Annotated in this window: 23 protein-coding genes and 1 pseudogene; 9 read left to right on the top strand and 15 right to left on the bottom strand. The window is 73.3% G+C overall.

Translation table 11 applies throughout. The features are described 5' to 3' along the window. Positions 1-16: 16 nt before the first annotated feature. Together EWH70_RS36605 and EWH70_RS36600 are read right to left on the bottom strand one after the other, a co-directional pair. Positions 17-451, bottom strand: a complete 435-nt coding sequence (locus EWH70_RS36605) for an aldo/keto reductase (protein ID WP_338078571.1) — start codon at positions 449-451, stop codon at positions 17-19. Then, a pseudogene (locus tag EWH70_RS36600) lies at positions 354-959 on the bottom strand (aldo/keto reductase); the annotation flags it as partial. The gene EWH70_RS36605 and the pseudogene EWH70_RS36600, both read right to left, overlap by 98 nt. Before the next feature lie 137 nt (positions 960-1,096). Between EWH70_RS36600 and EWH70_RS12195 the strand changes: the two are divergent. The 5 genes from EWH70_RS12195 (at position 1,097) to EWH70_RS12175 (ending at position 7,275) form a co-directional block, all read left to right on the top strand. After that, positions 1,097-1,969: a LysR family transcriptional regulator gene (locus EWH70_RS12195; RefSeq protein WP_130475427.1), complete on the top strand. Its 873-nt coding sequence runs from the start codon at positions 1,097-1,099 to the stop codon at positions 1,967-1,969. 71 nt (positions 1,970-2,040) lie between these two features. Next, the gene (locus tag EWH70_RS12190) at positions 2,041-3,093 is read left to right on the top strand and encodes a tartrate dehydrogenase (RefSeq protein ID WP_130475426.1); all 1,053 of its coding nucleotides are present in this window, start codon (positions 2,041-2,043) and stop codon (positions 3,091-3,093) included. After that, positions 3,090-3,965 carry an alpha/beta fold hydrolase gene (locus tag EWH70_RS12185; RefSeq protein ID WP_130475425.1) on the top strand — a complete coding sequence of 292 codons (876 nt, stop codon included), beginning with the start codon at positions 3,090-3,092 and terminating at the stop codon, positions 3,963-3,965. Before EWH70_RS12190 ends, EWH70_RS12185 begins: the two co-directional genes overlap by 4 nt. A gap of 94 nt (positions 3,966-4,059) precedes the next feature. Beyond that, positions 4,060-4,665, top strand: a complete 606-nt coding sequence (locus tag EWH70_RS12180) for a dTDP-4-dehydrorhamnose 3,5-epimerase family protein (protein ID WP_130475424.1) — start codon at positions 4,060-4,062, stop codon at positions 4,663-4,665. A 144-nt stretch (positions 4,666-4,809) separates the two neighbouring features. Then, positions 4,810-7,275, top strand: coding sequence for a TIM-barrel domain-containing protein (locus EWH70_RS12175; RefSeq protein WP_130475423.1), 2,466 nt, complete (start codon positions 4,810-4,812; stop codon positions 7,273-7,275). A gap of 12 nt (positions 7,276-7,287) precedes the next feature. Here the strand turns inward: EWH70_RS12175 and EWH70_RS12170 are convergent, their stop codons facing one another. From EWH70_RS12170 to EWH70_RS12160, 3 genes are read right to left on the bottom strand one after another with little or no spacing between them, the layout of a single operon-like run. Further along, on the bottom strand, positions 7,288-8,124 hold the full coding sequence (locus tag EWH70_RS12170) for an SAM-dependent methyltransferase (RefSeq protein ID WP_130475422.1): 837 nt from the start codon (positions 8,122-8,124) through the stop codon (positions 7,288-7,290). A gap of 51 nt (positions 8,125-8,175) precedes the next feature. Further along, the gene (locus tag EWH70_RS12165; protein ID WP_130475421.1) at positions 8,176-9,774 is read right to left on the bottom strand and encodes a phytoene desaturase family protein; all 1,599 of its coding nucleotides are present in this window, start codon (positions 9,772-9,774) and stop codon (positions 8,176-8,178) included. Continuing rightward, a complete protein-coding gene (locus EWH70_RS12160) occupies positions 9,767-10,249 on the bottom strand; it encodes an SRPBCC family protein (RefSeq protein WP_130475420.1) in 483 nt (160 codons plus the stop codon). Before EWH70_RS12160 ends, EWH70_RS12165 begins: the two co-directional genes overlap by 8 nt. 105 nt (positions 10,250-10,354) lie before the next feature. Between EWH70_RS12160 and EWH70_RS12155 the strand changes: the two genes are divergently transcribed. Together EWH70_RS12155 and EWH70_RS12150 are read left to right on the top strand one after the other, a co-directional pair. Then, complete coding sequence (locus EWH70_RS12155) at positions 10,355-11,050, top strand: hypothetical protein (protein WP_240686946.1); 696 nt, start codon at positions 10,355-10,357, stop codon at positions 11,048-11,050. A 74-nt stretch (positions 11,051-11,124) separates the two neighbouring features. Further along, entirely contained in the window at positions 11,125-11,538 is a 414-nt protein-coding gene (locus tag EWH70_RS12150; protein ID WP_130475419.1) for a hypothetical protein, read from the top strand. On the opposite strand, the gene EWH70_RS12145 is transcribed toward EWH70_RS12150, so the two are convergent. The 6 genes from EWH70_RS12145 to EWH70_RS12120 all read right to left on the bottom strand — a co-directional run bounded on the left by EWH70_RS12145 (position 11,535) and on the right by EWH70_RS12120 (position 16,874). Beyond that, the gene (locus EWH70_RS12145; RefSeq protein WP_130475418.1) at positions 11,535-13,460 is read right to left on the bottom strand and encodes an aconitate hydratase; all 1,926 of its coding nucleotides are present in this window, start codon (positions 13,458-13,460) and stop codon (positions 11,535-11,537) included. The genes EWH70_RS12150 and EWH70_RS12145 overlap by 4 nt on opposite strands. Positions 13,461-13,465: 5 nt before the next feature. After that, positions 13,466-14,140 (bottom strand): DUF6766 family protein, encoded by a 675-nt coding sequence (locus tag EWH70_RS12140; protein ID WP_130475417.1) that lies wholly within the window; start codon positions 14,138-14,140, stop codon positions 13,466-13,468. Between the two features lies 1 nt (position 14,141). Next, a complete protein-coding gene (locus EWH70_RS12135; RefSeq protein WP_205669098.1) occupies positions 14,142-14,528 on the bottom strand; it encodes a hypothetical protein in 387 nt (128 codons plus the stop codon). A 31-nt stretch (positions 14,529-14,559) separates the two neighbouring features. Continuing rightward, positions 14,560-15,066 (bottom strand): metallophosphoesterase family protein, encoded by a 507-nt coding sequence (locus tag EWH70_RS12130; RefSeq protein WP_130475416.1) that lies wholly within the window; start codon positions 15,064-15,066, stop codon positions 14,560-14,562. Further along, positions 15,017-15,856: a hypothetical protein gene (locus tag EWH70_RS12125; protein ID WP_205669097.1), complete on the bottom strand. Its 840-nt coding sequence runs from the start codon at positions 15,854-15,856 to the stop codon at positions 15,017-15,019. Before EWH70_RS12125 ends, EWH70_RS12130 begins: the two co-directional genes overlap by 50 nt. Positions 15,857-16,319: 463 nt before the next feature. Continuing rightward, a complete protein-coding gene (locus EWH70_RS12120; protein WP_130475415.1) occupies positions 16,320-16,874 on the bottom strand; it encodes a hemerythrin domain-containing protein in 555 nt (184 codons plus the stop codon). 109 nt (positions 16,875-16,983) lie between these two features. Between EWH70_RS12120 and EWH70_RS12115 the strand changes: the two genes are divergently transcribed. Beyond that, complete coding sequence (locus EWH70_RS12115) at positions 16,984-18,954, top strand: NPCBM/NEW2 domain-containing protein (RefSeq protein WP_165436245.1); 1,971 nt, start codon at positions 16,984-16,986, stop codon at positions 18,952-18,954. Here EWH70_RS12115 and pcaG read toward each other — a convergent pair. Together pcaG and pcaH are read right to left on the bottom strand one after the other, a co-directional pair. Continuing rightward, positions 18,951-19,475 (bottom strand): protocatechuate 3,4-dioxygenase subunit alpha, encoded by a 525-nt coding sequence (gene pcaG / locus EWH70_RS12110; RefSeq protein ID WP_130475413.1) that lies wholly within the window; start codon positions 19,473-19,475, stop codon positions 18,951-18,953. The genes EWH70_RS12115 and pcaG overlap by 4 nt on opposite strands. Beyond that, positions 19,468-20,175, bottom strand: a complete 708-nt coding sequence (pcaH, locus tag EWH70_RS12105; RefSeq protein WP_130475412.1) for a protocatechuate 3,4-dioxygenase subunit beta — start codon at positions 20,173-20,175, stop codon at positions 19,468-19,470. The genes pcaG and pcaH overlap by 8 nt, the downstream gene beginning before the upstream one ends. A gap of 77 nt (positions 20,176-20,252) precedes the next feature. Here pcaH and EWH70_RS12100 point away from each other — a divergent pair, with 77 nt between their 5' ends. Next, the gene (locus EWH70_RS12100) at positions 20,253-21,113 is read left to right on the top strand and encodes an IclR family transcriptional regulator (protein WP_130475411.1); all 861 of its coding nucleotides are present in this window, start codon (positions 20,253-20,255) and stop codon (positions 21,111-21,113) included. On the opposite strand, the gene EWH70_RS12095 is transcribed toward EWH70_RS12100, so the two are convergent. Both EWH70_RS12095 and EWH70_RS12090 read right to left on the bottom strand, forming a co-directional pair. Then, positions 21,038-22,231, bottom strand: a complete 1,194-nt coding sequence (locus EWH70_RS12095) for an MFS transporter (protein ID WP_130475538.1) — start codon at positions 22,229-22,231, stop codon at positions 21,038-21,040. The two genes, EWH70_RS12100 and EWH70_RS12095, sit on opposite strands and share 76 nt — an antisense overlap. Positions 22,232-22,316: 85 nt before the next feature. Further along, the gene (locus tag EWH70_RS12090) at positions 22,317-26,663 is read right to left on the bottom strand and encodes a cation-translocating P-type ATPase (RefSeq protein ID WP_130475410.1); all 4,347 of its coding nucleotides are present in this window, start codon (positions 26,661-26,663) and stop codon (positions 22,317-22,319) included. Positions 26,664-26,669 lie beyond the last annotated feature (6 nt).

Below are 26,669 nucleotides of genomic sequence, written 5' to 3'. Positions count from 1 at the left end.
AGCGGGTTTTCGCAGCTCAGAGCTGTGGAAACCCGCTTTTTGCTGTTCTCGGTGTGGTCCGCGGTGGCGGGCCGGCCGCCACGGTGATCCGCTGGTACTGCTCGTCGGTCAACCCGGCAGCCGCCGCGTGGACGTTCTCCTCGAGGCGGTGTGTCGCGGTGCCGGGGAGGCGAGGCATCACCGGGGAGCGGCGCAGCAGCCACGCGAGGGCGATCTGCGCCGCAGGGAGGCCGGCGAGCCCGTCGATGTGTGCGAAGGAGCCGAGGGCGTCGAGGTCGCCATGGGCGAGTGGCCCCCAGGGGGATGAAGGCGACGCCCTCACGCTCGCAGTAGTCCAGCACGTGCTCCCACTGGCGTGCCGAGAGGTAGTACTGGTTCTGCACGGACACGATCTCGACGATCTCGCGCGCCGCCTCGATGTCGCCGATATCGACCTCGGACAGACCGACATGGCGAATCTTCCCCGCCTCCTGCAACTCGTTGACCGCGCCCAGCGTGTCGGCCAGCGGCACCTGCGGATCGATGCGGTGCAACTGGTACAGGTCTAGGCAGTCGACGCCAAGCCGGCGCAGGCTGGTCTCGACGCCCTGGCGGATGAACCCCGGGCGGCCCAGGGCCTCCCACTCTCCGGGCCCAGGCCGGACGCCTCCGCCCTTGGTGGCGATCACGATTCCCTCATACGGGTGCAGTGCCTGCTTGATCAACTCCTCGTTGGTGTGTGGTCCGTACGCCTCGGCGGTGTCGATGAAGTCCACGCCGAGGTCCACCGCGCGCCGCAGCACCGCGATCGCGGCCTCGCGGTCGGTGGGGTTGCCCCACGTTCCCGGCCCGGTCAACCGGATGGCTCCGTACCCGAGCCGATGCACACGCAGATCGCCGAGATCAACGGTCCCAGCAAGGTGCGCGGGTGGTCGCTCACGTCGCGGTACGGGGGAAGACGATGTCCGCTGGTGGGTCATGCGCCCATACCCTGGATGCTCAAGCTGACTTGAGCGCAACCCTGGAGATCGGCGTTCTCTGCCTGCCCGCGTGCGCGACGGTGGGACTCGCGCCACCGGTCCGCTGAGCAGGCAAAAGGCGGCTACAGTGCCCGCGCATGGACGCCAGGCAGCTTGAGTACTTCCTCGCCGTAGTCGACCACGGCGGCATGAACCGTGCCGCACAGGCGCTCTACATCGCCCAGCCGTCGCTGTCGCAGGCCATCCGGGTGCTCGAACGCGACCTCGGCAGCGAGCTGTTCCACCGGGCGGGCCGGCGGGTGGTGCTGACGCAGGCCGGTCAGGCGCTGGTCGAACCGGCGCGGCAGGTGGTGCGCGGGATGGCGGCGGCGCGGGCCAGCGTGGAGTCCGCCGCGGGGCTCGAGCGGGGACGGGTGGAAGTCGCCGCCATGCCCTCGCAGGCCGTCGAGCCGCTGGGGGCGATGGTGCGCCGTTTCACCACCCGCCATCCCGGGCTGTCGGTCGGCATCCGCGCGGCGGCGACGGCGGAGACCGTGGTGGAGCTGGTCCGCACGGGCGTGACCGAGGTCGGGCTGCTGGCGAGCAGCGAGCCGGTGAAGCAGGCCGGCCTGCTGCTGGAGCCGATCGGCACCCAGCGGTTCGTCGTCGTGGCGCCGCCGGACTGGCCGGTCGCCGGGCCCGCGGCAGGGCCCGCCGACCTCGCCGGGCAGCGGGTCATCGCGGGCCAGCCGGGCACCGGGATGCGCCGGGTCGTCGACCGGCTGCGGGCCGACGGGGTGGAGCTGTTCGACGTCGTCGAGTCCGAGCACCGGGAGGCCATCCTGCCGCTGGTCCTCGGCGGCGTCGGGGTGGCGATCCTCGCCGACTCGTGGGCGCCGCTGGCCCGGCGCGCGGGTGCGCGGGTGCTGGACCTGGAACCGCCCGCTCACCTGCATCTGGCGCTGGCCAGCCGCCTCACCGAACCGACCCCGGCTGCCGCCGCCTTCCTGGCCGCCGCACGCGACCTATAGCCGTCGCCTATCGGTCCGGCAGGGTATTGGTCTTGGACACCGCCCGCGAGCGGCTGGTGGCATCGACAGCCATGACGACCCATCGCATCGCGCTCATCCCCGGCGACGGCATCGGCAGGGAGGTGCTGCCCGCCGCCCGTGCCGTGCTGGACGCCGTCGGCGCCCGGCACGGCGTCCGGTTCGGTTACGACGAGTTCGACTGGTCCTGTGCGCGCTACCTGGACCAGGGCGCCATGATGCCCGCCGACGGGCTCGACCGCGTCCGCGGGCACGACGCGATCCTGCTCGGCGCGGTCGGCGAACCGGGGGTACCCGACCACGTGTCGCTGTGGGGCCTGCTGATCCCGCTGCGCCGCGGCTTCGCCCAGTACGTGAACCTGCGGCCGATCCGGGTGTTCGAGGGGCTCGACAGCCCGCTGCGCGGCGCCGGCACGGTCGACCTGGTCGTGGTCAGGGAGAACGTCGAGGGCGAGTACAGCGAGATCGGCGGGCGGCTCAACCGCGGGTTCCCGACGGAAATGGCCGTGCAGGAAGCCGTCTTCACCCGCGCCGGCGTCACCAGGGTGCTCGACTACGCCTTCGAACTCGCCGCACGCAGGCGCGGGCGGCTGACATCGGCCACCAAGTCCAACGGCATCGTGCACACGCTGCCGTTCTGGGACGAGCTGGTGACCGAGTGGGCCGCCCGGTATCCCGACGTCGGCTGGGACTCCGAGCACATCGACGCCCTGTGCGCGAAAATGGTGCTCGAGCCGGGGCGGTTCGACGTGATCGTCGGCTCCAACCTGTTCGGTGACATCCTCAGCGACCTGGCCGCGGCCGTGGCAGGCGGGATCGGCATCGCCCCGGCCGCGAACCTCAACCCGGAGCGGGAGTTCCCTTCGATGTTCGAGCCCGTGCACGGTTCCGCCCCGGACATCGCGGGCAAGGGCGTGGCCAACCCGATCGGCGCCATCTGGTGCGCGGCGATGATGCTGGACCACCTGGGGCACCCGGAAGCCGCCGCGGAGGTGGAGGGCGCGATCGCCACGCTGCTGGCTGCCGGCGGGCCGCGCACGCCCGACCTCGGCGGCACCGGCACCACCGTGTCGTTCACCCGTGCGCTGCTGGAGCTGGTGTCGTGACGCTGTCCTCGTTCACCTACCGCCGTGTCGACGCCGACGGCGTCCGCATCAACTGCGCCGTGGCGGGCGAGGGCCCGCCGGTCCTGCTGCTGCACGGCTACCCGCAGACCCACCGGATCTGGCATCACGTCGCGCCCGCGCTGGCGGGCGAGTTCACGGTCGTCGTCGCCGACCTGCGCGGCTACGGCGACAGCGACAAGCCCGAACCGGACCCCGAGCACCTGACCTACTCGAAACGGCTGATGGCGATCGACCAGGTGACCCTCATGCGGGAGCTGGGTTTTCCCCGGTTCGCGGTCGCCGGGCACGACCGCGGCGGCCGGGTGGCGCACCGCATGGCACTGGACCACCGCGAGGCGGTCCGCGCACTGGCGGTACTCGACATCGTGCCCACCCGCCACGCCTTCGCCCACGCCGACGCCGCGTTCGGCCTCGGCTACTACCACTGGTTCTTCCTCGCCGGCCCGGCCGGTGTCCCGGAACGCCTGATCGGTGCCGACCCCGAGTTCTGGGTGCGGGCCAGGATGAACCGCCACCACGGAGGCACGCCGTTCGACGAGGACGCGGTCGCCGAGTACGTCCGCTGCTTCTCCGACCCCGCGGCGATCGCCGCGTCCTGCGCGGACTACCGGGCGGCGGCCTCGGTCGACCTGCTGCACGACGACGCCGACGCCGCCGCGGGGAACACGGTGGACTGCCCGGTGCTGGCGCTGTGGGGCGAGCACAGTTTCGTCTGCAGGCACTACGACGTGCTCGCCGCGTGGCGGGACTACGCGCCGGACCTGCGCGGGGCCGCCGTGCCGGCGGACCACTACCTGCCCGAGGAGGCACCGGAGGACGTCACGGCACGGCTGCGGGAGTTCTTCCGGTGAGCGCGAAGGCCGTTGCCGGAAGCTGACCGGGGCGACCACTCGCCGGTAGGCTGACCAGTCGACGGCCGTTGCGACCGCGGGGGTTCACCAGAACGTGAAGATCACCGAATTGTCGATCCCGAACGCCTACCGGGTCACGCCCGCGCGCCACCCTGACCGGCGCGGGAGCTTTCACGAGGCCTTCCGGTCCCAGGAGCTGTCCGACGCGATCGGCTACCCCTTCGTCATCGAGCAGGCAAGCTATTCCACCAGCTGCCGCAACACCGTCCGCGGCATCCACGGCACGACCATCCCGCCGGGCCAGGCCAAGCTGATCACCTGCGTGCGTGGCGCGATCCTGGACGTCGCGGTCGATCTGCGCGTGGGCTCGCCGACGTTCGGCACGTTCGAGCTGACCCGGCTGGACGAGGAGTCGGGCGAGGCGCTCTACCTCGCCGACGGGATCGGCCACGGCTACGTCGCGCTGACCGACAACGCCGGGGTGAACTATCTGCAGTCCGAGGTGTACGTACCCGGCACGATGATCCGCGTCGACCCGTTCGACGCGGAGATCGGCATCCCGTGGAACCTCGACGGCGAGCCGGTCATGTCCGACAGCGACGCCACCGCGCCCAGCCTGCGGGAGGCCATGGCGCAGGAGGGGCTGCTGCCCCGCTACGAGGACTGCCTCGCCCACTACGTCACGCTGAAGGATCGCTGAGGGGTCTCGCCAGCGAGACACTGACCGGCCGCGGCGGGTCCGCCCTACCGCGGTAGAGATTCCCTCCAATGGTGGCTGATATCTGATATCTGATCTCGCCTAAGGTGCGTAGACATCCGATGACTCCGGCGTGAGGGAGCGGTCATGGCTGGACGACGTCTGCGGATCGCACTGGCCGCCGCCCTGCTGGTGACCGCGGTCGGCGTTCCTGCCGTGGCCACCGAGCCCGCCGCGCAGAGCGCCGGCCCGCTGGGCTGGTCGGCACAGCCGGCGCCGTTCCGGCTGTCGTTCAGCGACGGCGGGCGCCCGCTGCTGGCCCAGGCGCCCGCCGACGTGACCGGCCCCGGCGGGCGCATGGCCTACACGCTGACCGACGGCAGCACACACCGCCTGACCGACCTGCGCCGGGCCGAGCGTGGCCCGGACGGCACGACCTACACGGTGGCCACCGACGAGGCGGACCGGACCGCCGTGGTGACCGTCCGCGCTACGCCCCGTGGCCTGCGGGTGCAGTGGCGTTTCGAACCGGAGGCCGGCGTCGCCCAGGTCCACGAGGCGTTCACCGGCACGCAGGCCGAGCACTTCCTCGGTGGCGGCGCGAACTTCCTGTACACCGACCTGCGCGGGCGCGTGCTGCTCAACAAGGCCCACTTCACCGGCGCCGGCCCGCTGCCGAACTGCAACAAGAGCGGCGCTCCCAGCCCGTTCTTCCTCAGCAACCACGGCTACGGCGTGTTCCCGGAGACCGATGTCATCGGACGTATCGCGTTCCCTGGCGCCGTCGACGACCCGCCACACTGCTCGACCGAGCCGCCGCCGTGCCCGGTCCGGCTGGGCATGCCCGACCGCACTCAGCTGTGCTTCAAGACCGGCAGGCTGGACTACGAGATCTACGCCGGGTCGCCCGGCCAGGTCGTCCGTGCCTACAGCGCGCGGGCAGGACTGCCGACCCTGCCGCCGGTGCGGCAGTTCGCGCTGACCCACTGGCGCGACACCGTCGAGGACCAGGCCACCGTGATCGACGACGTCGACCAGTTGCGGCGCAGGGGAATCCCGCAGGCGACCGAGTGGATCGACAACCCGTGGGAAACCTCGACGAAGCTGCCGGGGGAGGGGCAGAACAGCCGGTACGCCTGCAACGGCACGCTGACGTTCGACCCGGTCCAGTTCCCCGACCCGAAGAAGATGGTCGCCGACCTGCGGGCCCGCGGCGTCGAGCTGGGTATCTGGATCTCCCCGCACGTGCGGCCGTCGGCGGCGGACCGGCCGTGCCCGCCGGCCGACTACCCGCCCGGTTCGTTCATCCGGACCGGCCGGGACAACCCGCTGGAACTGGACCTGACCAACCCGGCCACCCGCGCGCACTTCGAGGCGAAGCTGGAGAAGCTGTTCTCGCTGGGGATCACCATGGTCAAGGGCGACCGCGGCGAGGAGTTCGAACTGGAGCACGCCACGTTCGCCGGCGGCACCGGGGTGGAGCTGATGAACACCAATCCGGTCCGGTACGCCAGGTCCACCGCCGACGTCCTGCGCCGGGTCCACGGCGCCAACCACACGATGCTGTGGCGGGGCGGCTACACCGGCCTTCCGTCCATTGTGAACGGTCACTGGGGTGGCGACCCCCGGGCGAGTTTCGAAGGGCTGCGGCTGTCCGTGCGGCGCGGGCTGAACTCCTGGCTGACCGGCCACCCGGTGTGGGGAACCGACACCGGCGGGTTCAACGGCGGCGGTCCCGGCGCGCCGAGCCCGACGCTGTTCACCCGCTGGACGCAGTTCTCCGCGGTGTCACCGGTGTTCGAGGTCGGCGGCGCCGGGCGCAACGCCACCCCGTGGCGCTACGACGACGCGACCGTCGAGCGGTTCCGCCGCAACGTCCTGTTGCACTACGCGTTGTTCCCGTACCTGTACGGACTGGCACAGCACTCCTCGCGCACCGGGGAGCCGATCGTGCGGCCGATGGGCTACGACTACCCGGCCGACGAGCGGGCGTGGACGGCCGACCAGCACATGATGGTCGGGCCGGACCTGCTGGCGGTGCCGGTGACCGCGGACCGCGGCGAGTCCGACGCCGCCGCGGGCGTGCCCACGCCGGTGGACGTCTACCTGCCCGCCGGCCGGTGGGTGGACCTGCACAGCGGAGCGGTCGTGGACGGCGGCAGGCACCTCGTCCGGCCGTCCACTGTGGACGAATTCCCGCTGTACCTGCGTGCCGGGGCGGCGATCGGCTTCAACCAGCGCATCCCCGGGGTGTGGGAGCGGGAGTGGGAGCTGAACGACCTGGACCGCGCCGACCGGTCCGGCTGGACCTACGCGCCCGGCGGCGGGGTCACGACGTCGGTGAGCCCCACCGGCGGCCGGTTCTTCGCCTACGACCGGGGCGGGACGGTGACAATGACCGTCAGCGGGGCGCCCGCGCAGACGCAGGTGATGGTCGCGACGCCACGGGTGCCGAAGCAGGTGCTCATCGACGGCAGGCCGGTGCCGAAGGCGCCGGGCCCGCTGGCGCGGGAGTCCGCCGGGTGGACGACCGTGCCCGCGCCGTTCGGCGGCGTCCTGCTGAAGCTGAGCCCCCGCGCCGGGACGAGCGCGGTGACCCTGACCTTCGCCTGACCCGCCGGGACGTCAGACCTTGCGGCCGACGCCGGCCAGGCCGCGGGCGCGCTTGGGCTCCTGGTCGAACGGGTCCTTGCCGTCCGGGCGCCACTGCGGCACCCAGACCAGGCCCGGCTCCACCAGCTCCAGCCCGGAGAAGAACGCCTCGATGTCCGGGCGCGAACGCGGCCCGGCCGGGCTGTTGGTCCGCTCCTTGTAGGCGGTGGAGACCTTCTTCGACGCCTCCAGCATCTCCAGGTCGTCCGGCTCGACGTGGATGTGCGACAGGGCCAGCAGGCTGCCCGGCGCGAGCTGCCGCTTGTAATAGTCCAGTACCGCGCCCGGGTCGGTCTCCGGCGGCATGAAGTGCAGCAGCGCCACCACGAGCAGCGCGACCGGCTTGTCCGGGTCGATCAGCCCGGTGTCCAGCACCCGCTGCCACATCACGTCCCGGTCGAAGAAGTCCGCGTCGATGGCCCGGTGGCGGCTCGGGTCGGCCGTGCGGTCGAGCAGGATCTCGGCGTGGGCGTGTGCGATCGGCTCGTTGTCGATGTAGACGACCCGGCTCTGGCCCGGTGCCGCCTCGTCGGCGACCTCGTGCACGTTGCCCTGGGTGGGCAGGCCGGACCCGATGTCGACGAACTGCCGGATCCCCTGGTCGATCGCGTACCGCACGGCACGGCCGAGGAAGGCCCGGTTGGACAGCGCGAAGTTGCGGGCGTCCGGGATGATCTTCAGCTGCTCCTCGGCGAACGCCTGGTCGACGGCGTAGTTGTGCACCCCGCCCAGCAGGTAGTCGTAGACCCGCCCCACCGACACCTTGTTCACCGACGCCGCGACTCTGTCCGCCGCACTGCTTTCCGACATCGAGGGCTCCTCCCGCGAACGTGTTGGCGGTCACCCTAGCGGTCGTGACCACTAGCCGTAGAAGCTCCGGTGCAAGGTGTCGACCGTCCATCGGTACAGCCCGCCCGCGACGCCGTGCCGCGCCAGCGCCGCGCGGGCCGCGTTCGCGCCCGGCGCGCCGTGCACCGAGCCGCCGGGATGTGCCGACGCGCCTGCCAGGAAGAGCCGGTCCACCGGGGTGTCGGCGCGGGCGAGCCCGGGCACCGGGCGGAAGAACAGCTGCTGGTGCACCGCCGCGCTGCCGCCGTTGACGGCGCCCTCGACGAGGTTGGCGTCGGCGTCCTCCAGTTCCACCGGCCCCTGCAGGAACCGGCCCCTGATCAGCCCGGTGAAGCCCGGCGCGTGCTGCTCGACGATCTTCTCCATCTTGTCGGCGAACCGGCGCAGCCGCGCGACGGTCCACCGCTGCCCCCTCGGCACGTGCGTGTACGCCCATGCCGACTCGGTGCCCTCGGGGGAGCGCGACGGGTCCGCCGTCGTCATCTGCCCCAGGATCAGGAACGGCTGGGCGGGGGTGCGGCCGGCGGCCAGGTCCGCGCTGAACCGGGCCAGGCGCGCGGTGTCGCCGTCGAGGTGGACGGTACCGGCCCGCCGCGCCCGCGGGTTGGCCCACGGGATCGGGCCGGACAGTGCCCAGTCGACCTTGACCGTCCCGTCGTCCCAGTGGAAGCCACGCAGATCGCGCAGCAGGCGCTGCGGCAGATCGGCGGCATCGAGCAGTTCCAGGTACAGCGTCGGGGCCGGAACGGTCGCCAGCACGGCCTTGCGGGCGCGCACCAGCCCGCCCTCGGCGTCGGCGACCCCGACCGCGCGGCCACGGGCGGTCAGAATCCTGGTGACCGCCCGGCCGCACTGGATGCGGCCGCCCTTCGCGGTCAGCCGCGCGGCCATGGCGGCGGTCAGCCGCCCGGCGCCGCCCTCCGGGACGGGGAAACCCACGTCCTGGGCCAGCATGCAGAGGATCCAGCCGAACACGGCGCTGCCCGCGTGCCCCGGCCCGAGGTCGGTGTGCAGGGCGTTGCCGGCCAGCAGCACCCGCGCCCCCTCCCCGGCGAAACGTTCCTCGGCGAACGCGCGTACCGGCATGGTCGTCATCCGGCCGAACCGCAGCAGGTCGGCCGCGCCCATCCGGCGCAGCAGCCGGGCCGCGCCGCGCACGGGCGGGAACGGTGACAGCAGCGCGGTGATCAGGTCGTCGCGGATCCGGCACCACTCGGCGAACTCCGTCGCCCACGCGTCGGCGTCGGACTCGGCGAACGACGCCAGTGACGCCATCGTCTCGCCGGGGTCGGCGGCCAGCAGCACGCAGTCGTCGTCGGGCAGCACGTGCGCCAGCGGCGCGGGCGCGCGTTTCCACCGCAGGCCGTGTTGTTCCAGGTCCAGTGCCCGCAGCACCGGCGACGCCGCGCCGAGCGGGTAGAACGCGCTGAACCGGTCGTTGCGGAAGCCGGGTTCGATCAGCTCGGCGGTCTTGACGGCGCCGCCGATCTCGTCCTGCGCCTCCAGCACCAGCACCTGCCAGCCCGCGTCGGCGAGCAGGTTCGCCGCCACCAGCCCGTTGGGGCCGGCTCCGACGATGACGGCATCGACCGATTCCGCTGCGTCACTCACGTAGCCTGTCTACCCGTTCCGCGCCGGGAGTACCACGTTCCGCGTGGCGGCCCTCGGCCAGATCGGCCAGACGGGCTAGTGCCTCGGTGTTGCGGGGCCGCAGCAGGACGGCCTGCAGCGCGTGGGGGAGTGCGGCCAGCGGCCCGCCGAGGGCCTCCTCGGACATCGTCACCCGCGTGCCGGCGGCCACCGGCGTGAGTTCGAGCCGGACCCGTGCCGAACCCAGCGGCCACACGCGCGCGTCCAGCTCCAGCAGCCGTCCGGGCTGGACGTCGTGCACGACGGTGACGTCCTCGATCTGCGCGGGCCAGACGCCGACGCTGTGGTGGATGCGCGTGCCGGGCTTCGGCCACCCGGGGTCGACGTCGCGGACATGCGAGTTGCCCACGACCCAGCTCGAATAGGTCCAGCCGTCGGCGAGGACCTCGAACACCGCGTCCGGGGACACCCGGACGATCCGGCTCACGTCGACCATCCGACCGCCTCTCGTCGTGGGAACGGATCGGGAATACCCGCCGCGGACGCGATCCAATCGCCGCCGAACGGGTAACCCGTGGCCAGGAACGGAAAGGAGCCGACCATGGGACAGCCGGACCTGCCGATGCGGGAAAGCACGCTGCGTGCGCTGGGCCGCGGCCTGCGGCCCGCGCGGTGGCTGGGACGTGCCACGGGCGCGCTGGCCAGGCTGCGGCGGGCCCGTGCGCTGCACCCGGACGGCGTGGTGACGCGTGGCGAGTGGCGCACCGAATCCGCCGGACCACTGCCGTTGCCCTCGGGCCCAACGGCGGTCGTGGCCAGGCTGTCCAAGGGCGGCGGGACGCGGGGAGCCGCCGCCGACGTGCTGGGGCTCGCGATGCGACTGCCCGGCTGGGACCTGACCCTGTCCACCGCGGGCCGCGGCAGGCTCGGCCGGGTCCTGCCGCGCCCGGTGCCGAGCTGGGCCGACGCACGCTACAGCAGCCTCGTCCCGTACCGCGTCGGCCGCCACACGTGCTGGTTGCGCGCCGAGCCGGACGACGGCCAGCCCGCGCACTCGGCGTCAACGGACGACCTGGCGGCCCGGCTCGACGACGGGCCGGTGCGGTTCGCGGTGTACCGGGAGGATCTCCGGGGCAGGCGGGAACTGGCGGGGCGGCTCACCCTCGTCGGCACCGACCCGGGCGATCCGCGGTTCGACCCGATGCTGAACCGGCCCGAGGGGGTACGGCTGGTGCCGGACTGGCTGTCCCGGCTGCGGGAGTGGGCGTACCGCGGCAGCCGTGGCGCGTCCGGCTGAGCCGGTTTCGCTCACCGGGTGACAACTTTCGCCCACGCCGTAACGGTCTTCGCCCGGGTCTCGATGGGGGGTGCGTGAACTGGCGTCGCGGTTTCGCCGGCTGTGGGGCGGCGGTCGCGTTGTCGGGGTGCGTGCCGGTCGGCTGTCCCGAGATCGGGTACACCGCGATCTCGACCCTGGGCGTGCCCGCGGACCTGCCACCGGCCGCGGCGCTGGAACTACGGCTGTGTCAGGACGAGTGCGTCGTCGTCCGGCCACGCGTGGTGCGGCCGGGTGGCGCGGAGTTCGGCGGTGGCGGCACCAGGAGCGCGTCGTTCGAGCAGGGACCGGTGGAGGCGACGCTGACCGTCCGCGCGCCGGAAGGGACGGTGCTGCTGACGGCGAGCGGCACGATCCCGGTGACGGTCAACGAGGAGGGCGTCAGTCCCTGCACGCAGTACACGTTCCAGGTCCGCGCGACCGCCGCGGCCGACGGCAGCCTGCGCTAACCGCGCGCCAGCAACGGAATCCGGCCACCGGCCAGCACCGCCTCCAGCTGCCGGGGAGACAGCCGGTGCCGCAGCGGGTAGTCCTCGCCGCGGGTCACGTTGCGAACCGACAGCTCGCCGTCCAGCCCGTCCCGCAGGCCGTCCAGCCGCAGCGTGTCCCCCTGCTCGACCCGGTCGTAGTCGCCGCCGTCGGCGAACTCGAGTGCGAGGATCCCGAAGTTGGCCAGGTTCTGCCAGTGGATGCGGGCGAACGACTTGGCGATCACCGCACGCAGGCCGAGCTGCCTCGGCGTGATGGCCGCGTGTTCCCTCGACGAGCCCTGGCCGTAGTTCTCACCGGCCACGACCAGGTGATCCCCGGTGTCCCGCGCGCGGGCAGGGTAGCCGGAGTCGATCCGGGTGAACGTGAACTCGGCCAGCTTCGGGATGTTCGACCGGTAGGGCAGCGCCTTCGCGCCCGCCGGGGAGATCTCATCGGTCGACACGTCGTCGCCCATCTTCAGCAGCACCGGCGCCTCGATGCTTTCCGGCAGCTCGGGGAAGTCCGGCAGCGCCGAGATGTTGGGCCCCTTCACCAGTTCCTCCCGCGCGGCCTGCTCCGGCTCCAGCGGCGGCACCAGCATGTCGGTGTTCACCGACGCCCGCGCGGGCAGTTCCAGTTCGGGGTGGTCGATCCCGAGATCGCGCGGGTCGGTGATGACGCCGGTGAGCGCCGCGGCGGCCGCGGTCTCCGGCGAGCACAGCCACACCGAGTCCTCCGGGGTGCCCGAGCGGCCGGGGAAGTTGCGCGGGAACGTCCGCAGCGAGTTGCGGCCTGCCGCCGGTGCCTGGCCCATGCCGATGCACCCCAGGCAGCCCGCCTGGTGGATGCGGGCGCCCGCGGCGATGAGGTCGAACGTCGCGCCCAGCTTGGTCAGGTCGGCGAAGATCTCCCGCGACGACGGGTTGATGTCGAAGCTGACCGCGTCGCTGGTCTGCCGCCCCCGCACCATGGCCGCGGCCACCAGGAAGTCCCGCAGGCCGGGGTTGGCCGACGACCCGATCACCGCCTGGCTCACCTCGGTGCCCGCCACCTCGCGGACCGGGACGACGTTGCCCGGCGAGGACGGCCTGGCGATCAATGGTTCCACTTCGGACAGATCGATCTCGTCGGTCAGGTCGTAGCGCGCGTCGGGGTCGGGGAGGATCTCGGTGAAGTCGCCCGCCCGGTCCTCGGCGCGCAGGAACGCCTCGACGGCGTCGTCGGCGGGGAAGACGGTGGTCGTCGCACCCAGCTCGGCGCCCATGTTGGCGATCACGTGCCGGTCCATTGCGGACAGTCCGGCGAGCCCGGGCCCGTGGTACTCGATGATCCGGTTCAGCCCGGCCTTCACGCCGTGCCGGCGCAGCATCTCCAGCACGACGTCCTTGGCCGACACCCACGGTCGCAGCTCGCCGGTGAGCCGGACGCCCCAGATGTGCGGCATGCGCAGGTAGAGGGGCTCGCCCGCGATGGCCATCGCCACCTCCAGCCCGCCGACGCCGATGGCCAGCATGCCCAGCGACCCGGCGGCGCAGGTGTGCGAGTCGGACCCCACCATCGTCCTGCCCGGTACGCCGAAACGCTGCATGTGCGTCGGATGCGAGACGCCGTTGCCCGCCTTGGAGAACCACAGGCCGTACCGGCGGCACGCCGAGCGGAGAAACTCGTGGTCCTCGGCGTTCTTCTCGTCGGCCTGCAGCAGGTTGTGGTCGACGTACTGCACGCTCACCTCGGTGCGGGCCCGGTCCAGCCGCAGTGCCTCCAGCTCCTGCATTACCAGTGTCCCGGTGGCGTCCTGGGTGAGCGTCTGGTCGACCCGCAGGCCGATCTCCTCACCGGCCACCGGTTCGCCGCTGACCAGGTGCTCGCCGATCAGTTTCCGCGCGACCGTCATTCCCATGTCGTCTACCCGTTCTCGTCGGTGGTGGTGTGCGGGGTGCCGACGGGCTTGGACTCCGGCGAGCCGCGCTGACGCAGGTAGACGCTGAGGATCGCCATGGTGGCCAGCGCGAGGAACTCCGACTGCCAGTTCTGCAGGCTGCGGTTCCAGAAGTCCGCCGAGACCAGGTAACCCGGCCAGGACAGCGGCGCCGCGAAGTCACCGAGCAGTTCCGCGTTGTGCGCGTACCAGCCTGCCACGCTCTGCAGCGCCCAGCTGGCGAAGAACAGCAGCGCCATCACAAGGCCCAGCGACCGGGAGAACAGCGCGGTGCGCCACCCGCCGGTCCTCGCCCACGCCGGGGCGTTCGGCCCGGCGTGGCGGCCGAGGTGCTGCTCGCGGTCGGTTTCCCTGCCGATGCGTCCCGCGGGCTTGGACTCCGGCGAGCCGCGCTGGATCAGCCACACGGTCGCCCAGACGTACAGGAAGAACTGCAGGAACTCGGACTGCCAGTTCTCCGCGACGTCGACGACGTAGTCGCTGGAGACCAGGTAGGACAGCAGGCCGACCGGCTCGCCCTGGGCGCTGAGCTGGCGCTGGTTGAAGTCGGCGTGCCCGGCCAGCCCCTGCGCGGCCAGCGTCAGCAGGAAGAGCAGGCCGAACGCGAGGCTCAGCCCGTTGTCGCGCAGGAACCGGCGCATGTCACGGCCCGCCGACCGCGCAGTCGAACGGGTGCCCCGCCCCGGCGGGGTGGCAGCCCGCGCCGGCGACCTTCCAGCCGCCGGACAGCTCGCGCAGGAACAGGGTGTCGGTGCCGGTACGGACCAGTGCCGCGTCGCCGTACACCTCCAGCTCGGTGACCTCGCCCGCGGGGACCCCGAGCCCGCCGAACACGTCCGGGCACGGGCCGGCCGGTTCGAGGTCGGCCAGCGCGGACGGCGTCAGCAGGGCGCAGGCCGTGGTCACGTCGGAGGCCAGCAGCGCGCCCTCGAACCGGGCGGCGGCTCGCGCGGCGCCGTCCTCCGTGGCCGCGGCGCAACCCGCCGTCAGGAGCAGCGTCGTGACCAGCGTCGACGTCCACACCCTCATGATCAGCCGGTGTACCCCGGCCGCCGGTTCACTACACCTGGCGTGGCGGCAGCCGGTGCAGGACGACGTCGGTCAGCTCCCCGCCGTCGACGCGTGCGGTGAGGTAGGTGCAGTACGGCTGCCGCCTGCGGTCGGTCGGCGAGCCGGGGTTGAGCAGGCGCAGGCCGGTGCCGGTGACGCTGTCCCACGGGATGTGGCTGTGGCCGAACACCAGCACGTCGGTGTCCGGGAAATCGCGGGCACAGCGTTGCTCGCGGCCCTTGGCCGCCCCGGTCTCGTGGATCACCGCCAGCCGCAGGCCGTCCAGCTCCGCGGTGGCCACCTCGGGCAGTTCGGCCCGCAGCTCGGGCCCGTCGTTGTTGCCGTAGACGCCGATCAGCCGCGCCGACCGGGCCCGTAGGGCCTCCAGCGTCGCCAGGTCGACCCAGTCGCCCGCGTGCACCACGACGTCGGCGTCGTCGACCTCGCGCCAGACCTGCGCGGGCAGGTCACGTGCCCGGCGCGGCAGGTGCGTGTCGGCGATGATCAGCAGTCGCATGCCGGGTCAACCTCCGTGGCTGTACCCGACGGTGCCGGGCGGGCGCCGTCGGCTCCGGATGACGCCCGCCACCGTAGCCGAGCTGCACCTGGTGGCCCACCTGGGTGATCGTCACCGACCGGGCCGCGGCGACCAGCATCAGCAGCACGCCGATGTTCTCGCCCAGCTCCTCGGCGTGGTAGGTCAGCACGTACCGCGGCCCCGTCTCGTCGGCCGCCAGCAGCAGGCCCTGCAGGGCCTCGCCGCCGAGCGCGGCGCCCAGCAGCAGCACGCAGCCGGCGATCATGCACCAGCGGGCAACGCCGCTCAGCCGGACGGCGAGCAGCAGCAGCGCGGTGGCCACCAGCAGGCCTGCCACGGCGCCGGGAATCAGCCAGTAGAAGGGAAATCCGTCGAACGACACCACCTCGCGGCCGATCCGGTCGAGCCGCTCGTGCAGGGCCGTGTGGTCGTCGAGGGCGAGCACGGCGAGCATCGCCCCGCTGGCGAACCACGCCCACGCCCCGCGTGCCCCGCGGGTGCGGGCGAGGAAGCCGACGGCCACGTGCGCGACGGCGGCGACCACCAGCAGGCCGACGCTCCACCAGGTCGGCAGGTTTCCCTCCTCGACGACGTCGAGGTACACCTGTATCTCGCCGCGGTTGTTGGTCAGCGGGTGCTCGATCAGCGCGGGGACGGCCATGCTGGCGATGTTGAGGGCCAGCGTGACACCGAACGCGATCCACCCGGCGACGCGGAAGCGGACCGGTCTGTGCCGCACCGCGGGCAGCACCTCGGTGTCGGCGTCCATGCGCGACCTCCCCAGTGTGGAAACGGACACAGTAAGCCGCCCCGTGGCAAACCACCCATTCGGGGTCGATTTCGACACCGGACGCTAGTGGTGCCGCGGGCCGGCCGGGCTCCGCATGAACGTTTCCTCACCGGTTTCTCATGGACCGGTGCCGTGAGGCCACCTTCACCACGTCAGACGTCAGGGTCCTGGCGAAGTCCGGTGGCGGCCAGGTGAGGTGGCTGATCTCGAGCGTGGAACTCGTGTACCGGAACGTAGAGCTCGCGTTCCCGGGCACGACACTCACCATCCGGACCCGGCGTCCCAGCCTGTGAACCCACCTGCGCCACTGGGCCATTCGCCGCGAGTCTCGTCTTCCGGAACGCGAATGACGCGCTCCGGACCACCCCGACTTTGCCGGGGCCCTGGCATCAGACGCCGTGAGGGCCCCCTTCACGGCAGCCGATGTGCCGGGGAGCACGCCTCAGTCGTGCATGGCGGCGACCTCGCGCTGCAGCTCCTCCTTGCTCATCGACGACGCGCCGGTCACGCCGGCGTTGCGGGCCTGCAGCTCCAGCTCGTCCCTGGTCTGCTCGCCGGGGCGGTCGCCGAGGTGGCTGGCCCGGCTGGCGGCGAACGCCTTGCCCAGCTCGGCCCGCCGCTCGTCGGACAGCCGCTCACGCATCCCGGGCAGGACGGTCTCCTCTTCTTCCTCGAGGTGGTGGGTCACCGAGTCGACGACCTGCTTGAGCACCTTCTCGAAGTCGGCCGACTCCGGGTCGGTTTCGGCGAGCGTGGCCAGCAGCCGCTCGGCCTCGGCGTGTTCCTCCTGGCTGTGCTCGACCTCCTCGGTCTCACCGGCCTCCTTCCTGGCCACCGGGTACACCTCGGCCTCCTCGGCGCGGCTGTGCGCGGTGAGGATCGCGGTGAGCGTCGGCACCAGCAGGGGACGCTGGTCGGGCTTGGTCCGCAGTTCGTGGAACAGCCGCTCGAACTCGCGGTGGTCCTGCTTGATCAGGTCGACGACGTCGTAGTTCATCGTGGTGGTCTCCTCGGGCGTCGCTTCGGGTGTGCGGGTACTACCCCGAACCGGCCTGCGGCATGCCAGGCGTTGACGGGATGTCCCGTCCGGGGGAAACATGCCGTCCGTGCGCAAGCTCCGTCACGGCGCCGTCGCTGTCGCCGCCGCCGTCCTCGCCGCGTGTCTCTGCCCGCCCGCCGCTGCCGAACCGCCACCCCGGCTGGCCGCGCCGCCGATGGGCTGGAACCACTGGAACCGCTTCCGCTGCGACATCGACGAGCAGATCATCCGCGACACCGCGGACGCGCTGGTGCGCAGCGGACTGCGCGACGCCGGGTACCGCTACGTCAACGTCGACGATTGCTGGCAGGCCGGAGCCCGTGACTCCGACGGCAACCTCGCGGCGGACCCGGTGACGTTTCCCGCCGGCATCCCGGCGCTGGCCGCCTACGTGCACGAACGTGGCCTGAAGTTCGGCATCTACACGGCGGTGGGGGACAAGACCTGCGAGGGCAGGCCCGCCAGCGGCGGCAACTACGAACGCGACGCCACCACGTTCGCCCGCTGGGGCGTGGACTACGTCAAGCTCGACTGGTGCGGCGCGACCGGCGACCCGCACGCGCTGGCCAGTGAGTTCCGCGCCGCGCTCGACGCGACCGGACGGCCGGTGGTGCTCGGGGTGTCCCGGCACGGCGCTCCGTGGACGTGGCCGGACCGTCCCGCCGACCTGTGGCGGACCTCGGCCGACATCGACGACCGGTGGCACAGCATGCTGCGCAACGCCGAGGAGGAAGCCGGGCTCGCCGGAGCGGCCGGGCCGGGACGCGGCTGGAACGACCCGGACATGCTCCAGATCGGCAACGGCGGCATGTCCGCCACCGAGTACCGCGCCCATCTGAGCCTGTGGGCGGTGCTCGCCGCCCCGCTGCTGATGGGCAACGACCTGCGCACGATGAGCCCGGAAACGGTGAAGATCCTCGGCAACCGCGAGGTGATCGCCGTCGACCAGGATCCGCTCGGCAAGCCGGGCGACCGCATCCGCACCGACGGCGGCCGCGAGGTGTGGGCCCGCCCGCTCGCCGGTGGCGACGTCGCCGTCGCGTTGTTCAACCGCGGCGCGCACGCGACCGAGATCCGCGCCGCCGCCTCCGAGGTGGGGCTGCCACCCGCCGTCGGGTACCGGGTCCGCGACCTGTGGACGGGACGGCAGGGCCACTCGGCAGGCGACCTGTCGGCCGACGTGCCACCACACGGCGCGGTCCTGCTGCGGGTGTCGCCGGGCCACCACGGACCGGCCTGGCACACGCTGTCCGCCGACGCCGCCTACACCGAGCCCGGCAGGCCCACCCCGGTCACCGTCCGCCTGGGCACCAGCGGGCGGCTGCCCGGCGTGGTCACCGGGCTGGACCTGACGGCGCCGGAGGGCTGGCGGGTCCGCCGCACGGACACCGGCCCGCCGGTCGCGGTGCCCGGACGGCCCGCGACGGCCCGGTTCGAGGTGACCCCGCCCGAGGAAACGGCGCCGGGCACGGCCACGCTGCGGCTGTCTGGGCGCTACGACGGCCGCCCGGTGACGGCCGACCACGCCGTGGTCGTCCCGCCGGCGGCACCCCGCGGAACGGGCCCGCTGTCCCGGCATCCCCGCGTCCAGGAGGACAACGGCTGGTACCTGCCGATGAAGATCGACCGCTCGTTCGGCCCCGACGACTTCTGCGGCGACTGCCCGGGCGGCCCGCTCACCATTGGCGGCAAGCGATACGCCACCGGGCTGGGCACCTACGCGTCGGCGCAGGTCAGCTACTACCTCGGGGCGGCGTGTGACACCGTCCGGGTCGCCGCCGGGGTGGACGACGAGGTGCTGGGCATGACCTGGCCGGGCACGCACAACGTGCGGGGCACCGCGAAGTTCGACCTCTACGCCGACGGCAGGCGCGTGTTCGGCACCGGGCTGATGGCCGCGGGCACACCGGCCCGGGAGGCCACTGTGGACACCCGGGGCGTGCGCGAACTGAAGCTGGTCAGCCACAGCGGCGGTGACGGTAACTTCGCCGACCACGCCGACTGGGGCGACCTGACCACCACCTGCGCCGGGTCCTAGACCGCGAAGAACGGCGTCTCGTCCGGTCCCTGCAGGTGGATGTCGAACCGCAGCCGCCCCGGCTCACCCGGCTCGGCGACGAGCGCGCGCCGCGCGTCCTCGGGCAGCGAGGTCAGCACGGGATCGGCGGCGTTGGCCTCGGCCTCGCCGGGCAGGTACAGCCGGGTGACCAGATGGTGCATCAGCCCCCTGGCGAACACCGTCACGTCGATGTGCGGTGCCTGCCCGTCACCGGGCGCGCCCGGCCGCAGGGTGCGGAACCAGAACCGGCCGTCCGGATCCGTCGCGCACCGGCCGAAACCACCGAACCCGGGCGTGCCGAACCGGCCGTCCGGCCCGGCCTGCCAGATCTCCACCAGCGCGTCGGGCACCACCGTGCCCGCGCCGTCGAACACCGTGCCCTCGACGAGAATCGCGCCCGCCGTCCCCTCGGCGACGACCTCCGGTCCGTCCGGCCAGTCCAGGCCGATCGCCAGGAACGGGCCGACGGTCTGCGACGGCGTGAGACCCCGCTCAGTCATCGTCGTCCTCGTCCTCGAACGGGGTCGCCTCGCGGCCGCGCAGCACGATGTCGAACCGGAACCCGAGCGCCCACTGCTCGGTCGTCGCGTCGTGGTCGTAGGCCGCGATCAGCCGCTGCCGGGCCGCCTCGTCGGGTACCGAGTTGAAGATGGGGTCCTGGAAGAACAGCGGGTCGTCGGGGAAGTACATCTGGGTGACCAGCCGCTGCGGGAACGCCCGGCCGAACAGCGAGAAGTGGATGTGCGCGGGACGCCAGGCGTTGTCGTGGTTGCGCCACGGGTACGCGCCGGGCCGGATGGTGGTGAACCGGTAGCGGCCCTGCTCGTCGGTGAGCACCCGGCCGACCCCGCCGAAGTGCGGGTCCAGCGCCGCGGGCCACCGGTCGCCGGTGTGCCGGTACCGGCCGCCTGCGTTGGCCTGCCAGACCTCGACCAGCGTGTGCGGCACCGGGGTCCCCGTGGTGTCGAGCACCTGGCCGTGCACGACGATCCGCTGCCCGACGGCCTCGCCGCCACCCCAGCGGGTCAGGTCGTCGTCGCCGGGGGCGATCCGCTCCTCGCCGAACACCGGCCCGGACAGCTCGGTCAGCCGCTGGGGCAGCAGGTGCAGGTCCCGGTTCGGGTGCCGCAGCGCCGTGCTGCGGTAACCGGGGGAGTCGTTGGGCGGATGCGTGCCCGGTGGCGCAGGCGGGTAGGTCATGCCCCGAGGCTGCCCCAACCCCGCGGGCGACGCATCGGGGGTTTCCGCTCAGCGGAAGGGGCCGGATACTGGGCGGCATGCCGACCAGCGTCGCCGCCAGGCTGCTCGCCGTCCTGGGTACCTTCACCGAACGCACCCGCGTCCAGACCCTGTCGGAGATCTCCCGCCGGGCCGGCCTGTCGCTGACCACGACGCACCGGCTGGTCGGCGAGCTGACCAGGGGCGGGGCGCTGGACCGCGACGCCGAGGGCCGCTACCGGATCGGCCTGTGGCTGTGGGAGCTGGCGACGCTGGCCCCGCACACCGTCGGGCTGCGGGAGAGCGCGCTGCCGTTCCTGGAGGACGTCTACGAGGCCACCCGGCACCACGCGCAGCTGGCCGTGCTCGACGGGCACGACGCGGTGTTCCTGGAACGCATCCACGGCCGCGGCGCCGTGCACACGTTCACCAGGGTGGGCGGACGCCTGCCACTGCACGCCACCGGCGTCGGCCTGGTGTTGCTGGCCCACGCCGAACCGCGGCTGCAGGAGGAGGTCATCACCGGCCCGCTGCGGCGGTTCACCGAGAAGACCATCCGCAGCGGCAGCCGCCTGCGCCAGGTGCTGGCAGGGGTGCGCCGGGACGGTTTCGTCATCAGTGACCGGCAGATCGAGATGATCACCGTGTCGGTCGCGGCACCGGTGTACGGCCCGCGCGACACGGTGGTCGCCGCACTGTCCACAGTGGTCCCGTACGGCGAGCTGGACCCGATGACGCTGGTCCCGGTTGTGCGGGCGGCCGCCCGCGGGATCTCCCGCGCGCTCGGCGCCCCCAGTGCGAGCGGGACGCCCCCGACGGCCGCCCGGACGTCGGCGCCGGACGATCAGCCGGCCCGGCCCGAGCGCTCGGCCAGCGAGATCGACACCGCGCCGAGCGCGCCGACGGCGGCGAAAGCGTAGATGCCCCAAGGGAACGCGATTCCCGCGGTGAGCAGGACGCCGCCGAGCAGCGGGCCGCAGATCGCGCCCAGCCTGCCGATCCCGGCCGCCCAGCCGAGTCCCGTCGCCCGGCTGGCGGTCGGGTACACCCGGCCGACGTAGGCGTAGACCAGGACCTGCGCGGCGAACACGAACACCCCGGCGAGCAGCACGGCGGCGTAGAGCAGCGGCCCGGGCAGCCGGACGCTGAGCAGGGCCAGGAACACCGCGGCCCCGCCGAACCAGGCGATCGTGACCGGCCGCGCGGCCAGCCGGTCGGCGATCCGGCCCGCCACCACGAGCCCGATGACGGCGCCGACGTTGAGGGTGAGCAGCAGGCTCAGTGCCGCGCCCAGCTCGTAGCCCGCCTCGCGCATGATCTGCGGCAGCCAGGTGTTGAGTCCGTAGACCAGCAGCAGGCCCATGAACGAGGTCACCCAGAACGCCAGCGTGGCGCGGCGGAACTCCGGGCGCAGCAGGGAACGGACCGCCTCGCCGCCCGCGCGGGGCGCGCGGGCGGCTGGCTGGAAGGCCGGCGACTCCGGCAGGTACCGGATCATCAGCGGGACCAGCACCACCGCGGGCAGCGCGCCGGCGACGAACATCGCCTCCCAGCCCAGCGGCTCGATCAGCAGGATGCCCAGCAGCGCGGTGAGTACCGCGCCGACGTGGTAGCCGGTCATGATCGTCGTGGTGGCGCCGCCGTTGCGGTTGCGCGGGGCGAACTCGGTGACCAGCGCGATGGCCGTGGGCAGGCAGCCACCCAGTCCCAGCCCGGCGAGCAGCCGCAGCGCGCCGAAGACCGCGGCGTTGGGGGCGAACGCGCACAGCAGCGTGCACACGGAGAACCCGGCCACCGCGACGATCAGCGCGCGGCGCCTGCCGACGACGTCGGTGATCGTCCCGATGACCAGCGCGCCGACCATCATGCCGACCAGCCCGGTGGTGGAGATGGCGGCGGCGCCGGCCGGGGTGAGGCCCCACACCTTGTCGCCGAGCAGCACCGGGGTCACCGTGCCGAGGACGACCAGGTCGAAGCCGTCCAGCAGCACGGCCGCCCAGCACAGGGACAGCACCCACCTGCCGGTCGTGGGGGACAGGTCGCGGGATGGTGCTGTCATCGGGCTGCCTCCGTCGTTGGAGCGGATGAGTTGCCCGACTGTCGGGTACGGCCCCCGCCGGTTGCTACCCGCCTTCCGCTGAGCGGAAGCCGGGCCCGTCCGGTTCGTCCTGCGCGGTCAGGACGTTCGACACCGCGTTGCCGCCGAGCGTGGCGGCGGTGGCGCTGCCCAGCGCGATCGACCAGCCGACCGGCCCGAGCGGCGTGCAGCCGAAGAACTGGCTCACCCCCGGCGTCTGGATGATGGCCGCGAGCAACGCGACCGAGCCGAGCCCGGTGAGCAGCACCGAGCGGTCCCGCCTGCCGGTGAGCACCGTCTGACCCAGCTGGGTCCCGACCAGCGCCGCCAGCGACACGGTGCTCGCCCGCCGCGCCCTGCCGGTGACCCTGGCCAGCGTCCACGCCGTCGTGGCGCCCAGCGCCGTCGTCCCGGCCCGCAGCGCGATCTCCCGTCGCAGCTGGTCGCCGAGCGAGGTCTCCGGGCCCTCGCCGATGAGGTCCTCGTCGGCTTCCTCGTCCGGCCGCCGCAGCGCGATGGCCAGCGCGGGCGCGAGGTCGGTGAGCAGGTTGACCAGCAGGAACTGGCGGGCACCCAGCGGCGCGCGGCCGGTGACGACCGCCCCGAGCACGCTGAACGCGATCTCGCCGAGGTTGCCGCCCAGCAGCACCGCCAGCGCCTCGCGCACCGACGCCCACATGGCCCGGCCCTCGACCAGCGCGGCGATGATCGTCTCCAGCCGGTCGTCGGTGACCACGACGTCGGCGGCCGCCTTGGCCGCGGGCGTGCCGTGCCTGCCCAGCGCGATGCCGACGTCGGCCAGCCGGATCGCCGGGGCGTCGTTGGCGCCGTCGCCGGTCATCGCGACGGTCCGGCCGAGCCGCTGGTAGGTCTGGATGATGCGGACCTTCTGTGCGGGGCTGCACCGGGCGATCACGTCCACCGACTGCAGCGTCTCCGCCAGCGCCGCGTCGTCGAGTTCGTCCAGCTCCGCACCGGTGACCACGTGCTGACCGCCGTTGCCGTTGACCTCGCCCGCGATGGCCTCGCCGGTGGCGGGATGGTCGCCGGTGATCATGACGATCTGCACCCCGGCCTCCCGCAGCCGGGCGGCCGCCGGCGCGGCACTGCGCCGCACCGGGTCGGCGATGGCGACGAACCCGCGGAACTCCAGGTCCCGCACCGCGTCGTCGGTGATCTCCTCGCCGGACTCCAGCTCGCGCTCGGCGACGGCCAGCACCCGGTGGCCGGACCGGGCCAGCCTGCGCATCCGGTTGGTCAGCCGCTTGCGGGTGGCACCGTCGACCGCGCAGCGCGGCAGCACGTTCTCCGGCGCGCCCTTGACGCTGAGCAGCAGGCCGTCACCGGCCGACCCGGCGGCGGCGTGGTAGCCGCGGGACGGCTCGAACGGCACGGACTCGACCAGCCGCCAGCCGTCGATGCCGGTGTCCGGCGTGGTACCGGTGCTCTCGCCGCCCTCGGCGACGGCGCGGTCGGTCGCGTGCGGCAGGTCGCCGGGGTCGTCGGCCTGCGGGGTCGCCCGCAGGGCGGCGGCCAGTACCGGCCGGGCCCCGTTGGTGAGGGCGTCCACCGGGTGCCGGTCCTTGCCGTCGTCGATCTCGGCCACGGCGAGCTTGCCCTCGGTGAGGGTGCCGGTCTTGTCGAAGCAGAGCACGTCGACCCGGCCGAGCGCCTCGACACTGCGCGGGTTGCGGACCAGGGCGCCCAGCTCGGCCAGCCGCCGCGCCGCAGCCAGCTGCGCCGCGTTGACCAGAAAGGGAAGGCCCTCGGGCACCGACGCGACGGCGAGGTTCACCGCCGCGCCCATGCTTTCCCGCAATGGCACGCCCCGCAGCAGCCCGGCGCCGGCGACGGCCACGGCCGAGCCGAGTGCCACCGGCATGCTCTTCTCGGTCAGCTCCGCGAGCCGGGTCTCGACGCCGGTCCGCGGCGCGTTCTCCCGCGCCATCGCCATGCTGCGGCCGGCTTCGGTGTCCGCGCCTGTGGCCACCACGACGGCGACGGCCTCGCCCGCGGCGATCGTGGTTCCCTCGTAGAGCATCGACGTGCGCTCGGCCAGGTCCGCGGCCACCACCGGCGCCGGGTCCTTGGTCACCGGCAGCGACTCGCCGGTCAGCGACGAGTCGTCGGTCTCCAGCCCCTCGGCCTCCAGCAGCCTGCAGTCGGCGGGCACCACCTGGCCGGACTCCAGCACGACGACGTCCCCCGGCACCAGCTCGTCGGCGTTGACCTGCCGGTCGGCTCCGTCGCGGCGCACCGTCGCCCGGACGGCCGACCGGTCCAGCAGTTCGGCGAGCTGGCGGTCGGTGTGAACCCGTTGCACGCCGCCGACGACGGCGGACAGCGCGGTGACGCCGGCGACGAGTGCCGCGTCCACCGGTGAGCCGACCGCCGCGGACAGCGCGGCGCCACCGGCCAGCACCGGGGTGAGCGGGTTGGCCAGCTCGGCGAGGAACGCGGCGGCGAAGCTGGTGGTCCCTGTCTCGCCGCCGTCGGCCCGCGCCCGGGTCCCGGCCTCGGCGCCGGTGAGCCCCTCGGCCCGGCTGTGCAGCCGATCCAGCACCACGTCGGCGGGCATGAGGTGCCACGGGGTGTCGTGACCGGGCCGTTCGCCGCTGGGGACCCGCAGGGTCCTGGCGTGCCGGTGGCCGTTGACCACCGACAGCGCGGCACCGGCGTTGACCACCCGCTGGCCACGCGAGGCCGGACTCCGGCGGCCCCTGGTCGTGTTGAGCACGCTGACCGCGCCGACGGCGCTGGCGCCCTGGGCGAGCCGGATGCTCTCGCGGGTCACCTCGCGTGCCGCGCCGGTGGCCGCCACCAGCAGTCCGGCGGTGTCCAGATCGGACTCGACCAGCACGTGCGCACCCCACGGCGGCGGGTGGCCGGGCCGCCGGACACCGACCGAGCAGTCGGCGACGGCCAGCACCTCCCGGTCGCCCGACACGACCAGCACAACCTCGCCGTCGGCCTGCAGCTCACGCACGGTGGCGCGGGGGTCGTCGCCGGCCGGCGCCACCCGCAGCCCGGCGGAACGGGCGGCGGAGAGCAGCGCGGGCACGCCGGAGGGCAGCCTGCGGCCCAGCGCGACGAGTGCCTCCAGCCGGTCGCCGGACGCCAGCCCGAGCACGACGTCGTGCGCGGCCTCAAGCCGCTCCCGCTCCCGGACACCCTTGCGACCGGACAGGCCGAGGTCGCCGACCGGACCGAGGGACCACCCGTCGTCGCGGCTGACGGCGTCCGGCCGGTCCGGGTCGAACAACCGCCACGCCCTGGTGGCCACCTCGTGCGGGTCGGCGCCGGGCAGGGCCACCAGGTCGTCGAGGGCGAGCCTGCCGGTGCGGACGCTCTCCTCGTCGAGGACCAGCGTGGTCGGCTCGTCGAGCCTGCGCAGCACCGAGCGGTCCATCACCAGCGCGCCACGGCGGGCGAGCAGGCGGCCGAGGTGGGCGCCGAACGCCGCCCGTCCCGCCTCGGCGGCCTTCGGGACGGCGACCAGGCCAAGCCCGATCGCACGGCGGGGGCCGGTGAACGGCAGCGCCGCCGCTGCCGCCGCCGCGCCCAGTGCGAGGACGCGGCGCTCGTAGCGGTCGACGTCGGTCTCCGGCGGCGGCACCGGCCGCTCGCCCGGCACCACCGGCGGGGCACCTGCGTCGTCGGCCGACCGGATCAGATCGGGTTCGGCCGCGCACCACGCCCGTTCGTGGGCGCGTGCCTCCCGTACCTGCTCGATGCGTTGCGCCGCATCGAGAACGGTGCCCTCGCCGCCGGAGGCGAGCCCGTGTGCGAGGGCCGCGGCGACGGAGGTGATCGTGTCGGCCTTCTCCGCCCCGCCCGCCCGGCGGGCGGCCAGCTCACGCAGCTTCGGGTGGTGGTCGACCAGTGCGGGCAGCGCGGCCAGCTCGGTGGGCAGCGGGGCCCACGGGGCCAGCTTCGTCAGCGCCGACATCGCCAGCCCGAAGGCGTCCGCCGCGAGTGTGGGAACGAGCCGGGTCCCGGCGGTGCCGTCGGCGGGGTGGTGCAGCTCGTCCTCGGCGATGCGCTCGCCGGGATCGGCGGGTTCCTCCTCGGCGCGCTCGACGATGCGCACCAGCTCGGCACGGCCGGGTGGCGGGTCGGCCAGGGCGACGATCACCCTCGCCGACGGCGCGTTGACCCTGGCCCACTCGACGCCGGGGTGTTCGCCGAGGGACCGTTCGATCCGCCGGGCGACCCGGGCACCGCGGGCACCCTGCACGCCGTGGGTCTCGATGTGCAGGCGTCCCGGGCACGCCCACACCCTGCGGCGCCGGGTGGCCGACGAGGTGACGGCGGAGACCGCGGCACGCGCGGTACCGAGGGTCGCGCCCAGCAGGAACAGGGGGTCGGGCAGGCGTCGTCCGAACCGAGTCATGCCGTT

Source organism: Amycolatopsis suaedae, assembly GCF_004214935.1.
GTDB classification, from domain to species: Bacteria; Actinomycetota; Actinomycetes; order Mycobacteriales; family Pseudonocardiaceae; genus Amycolatopsis; species Amycolatopsis suaedae.
Note: the sequence above shows the minus strand (reverse complement) of the source record. Positions and strands in the feature narration are given on the sequence as shown.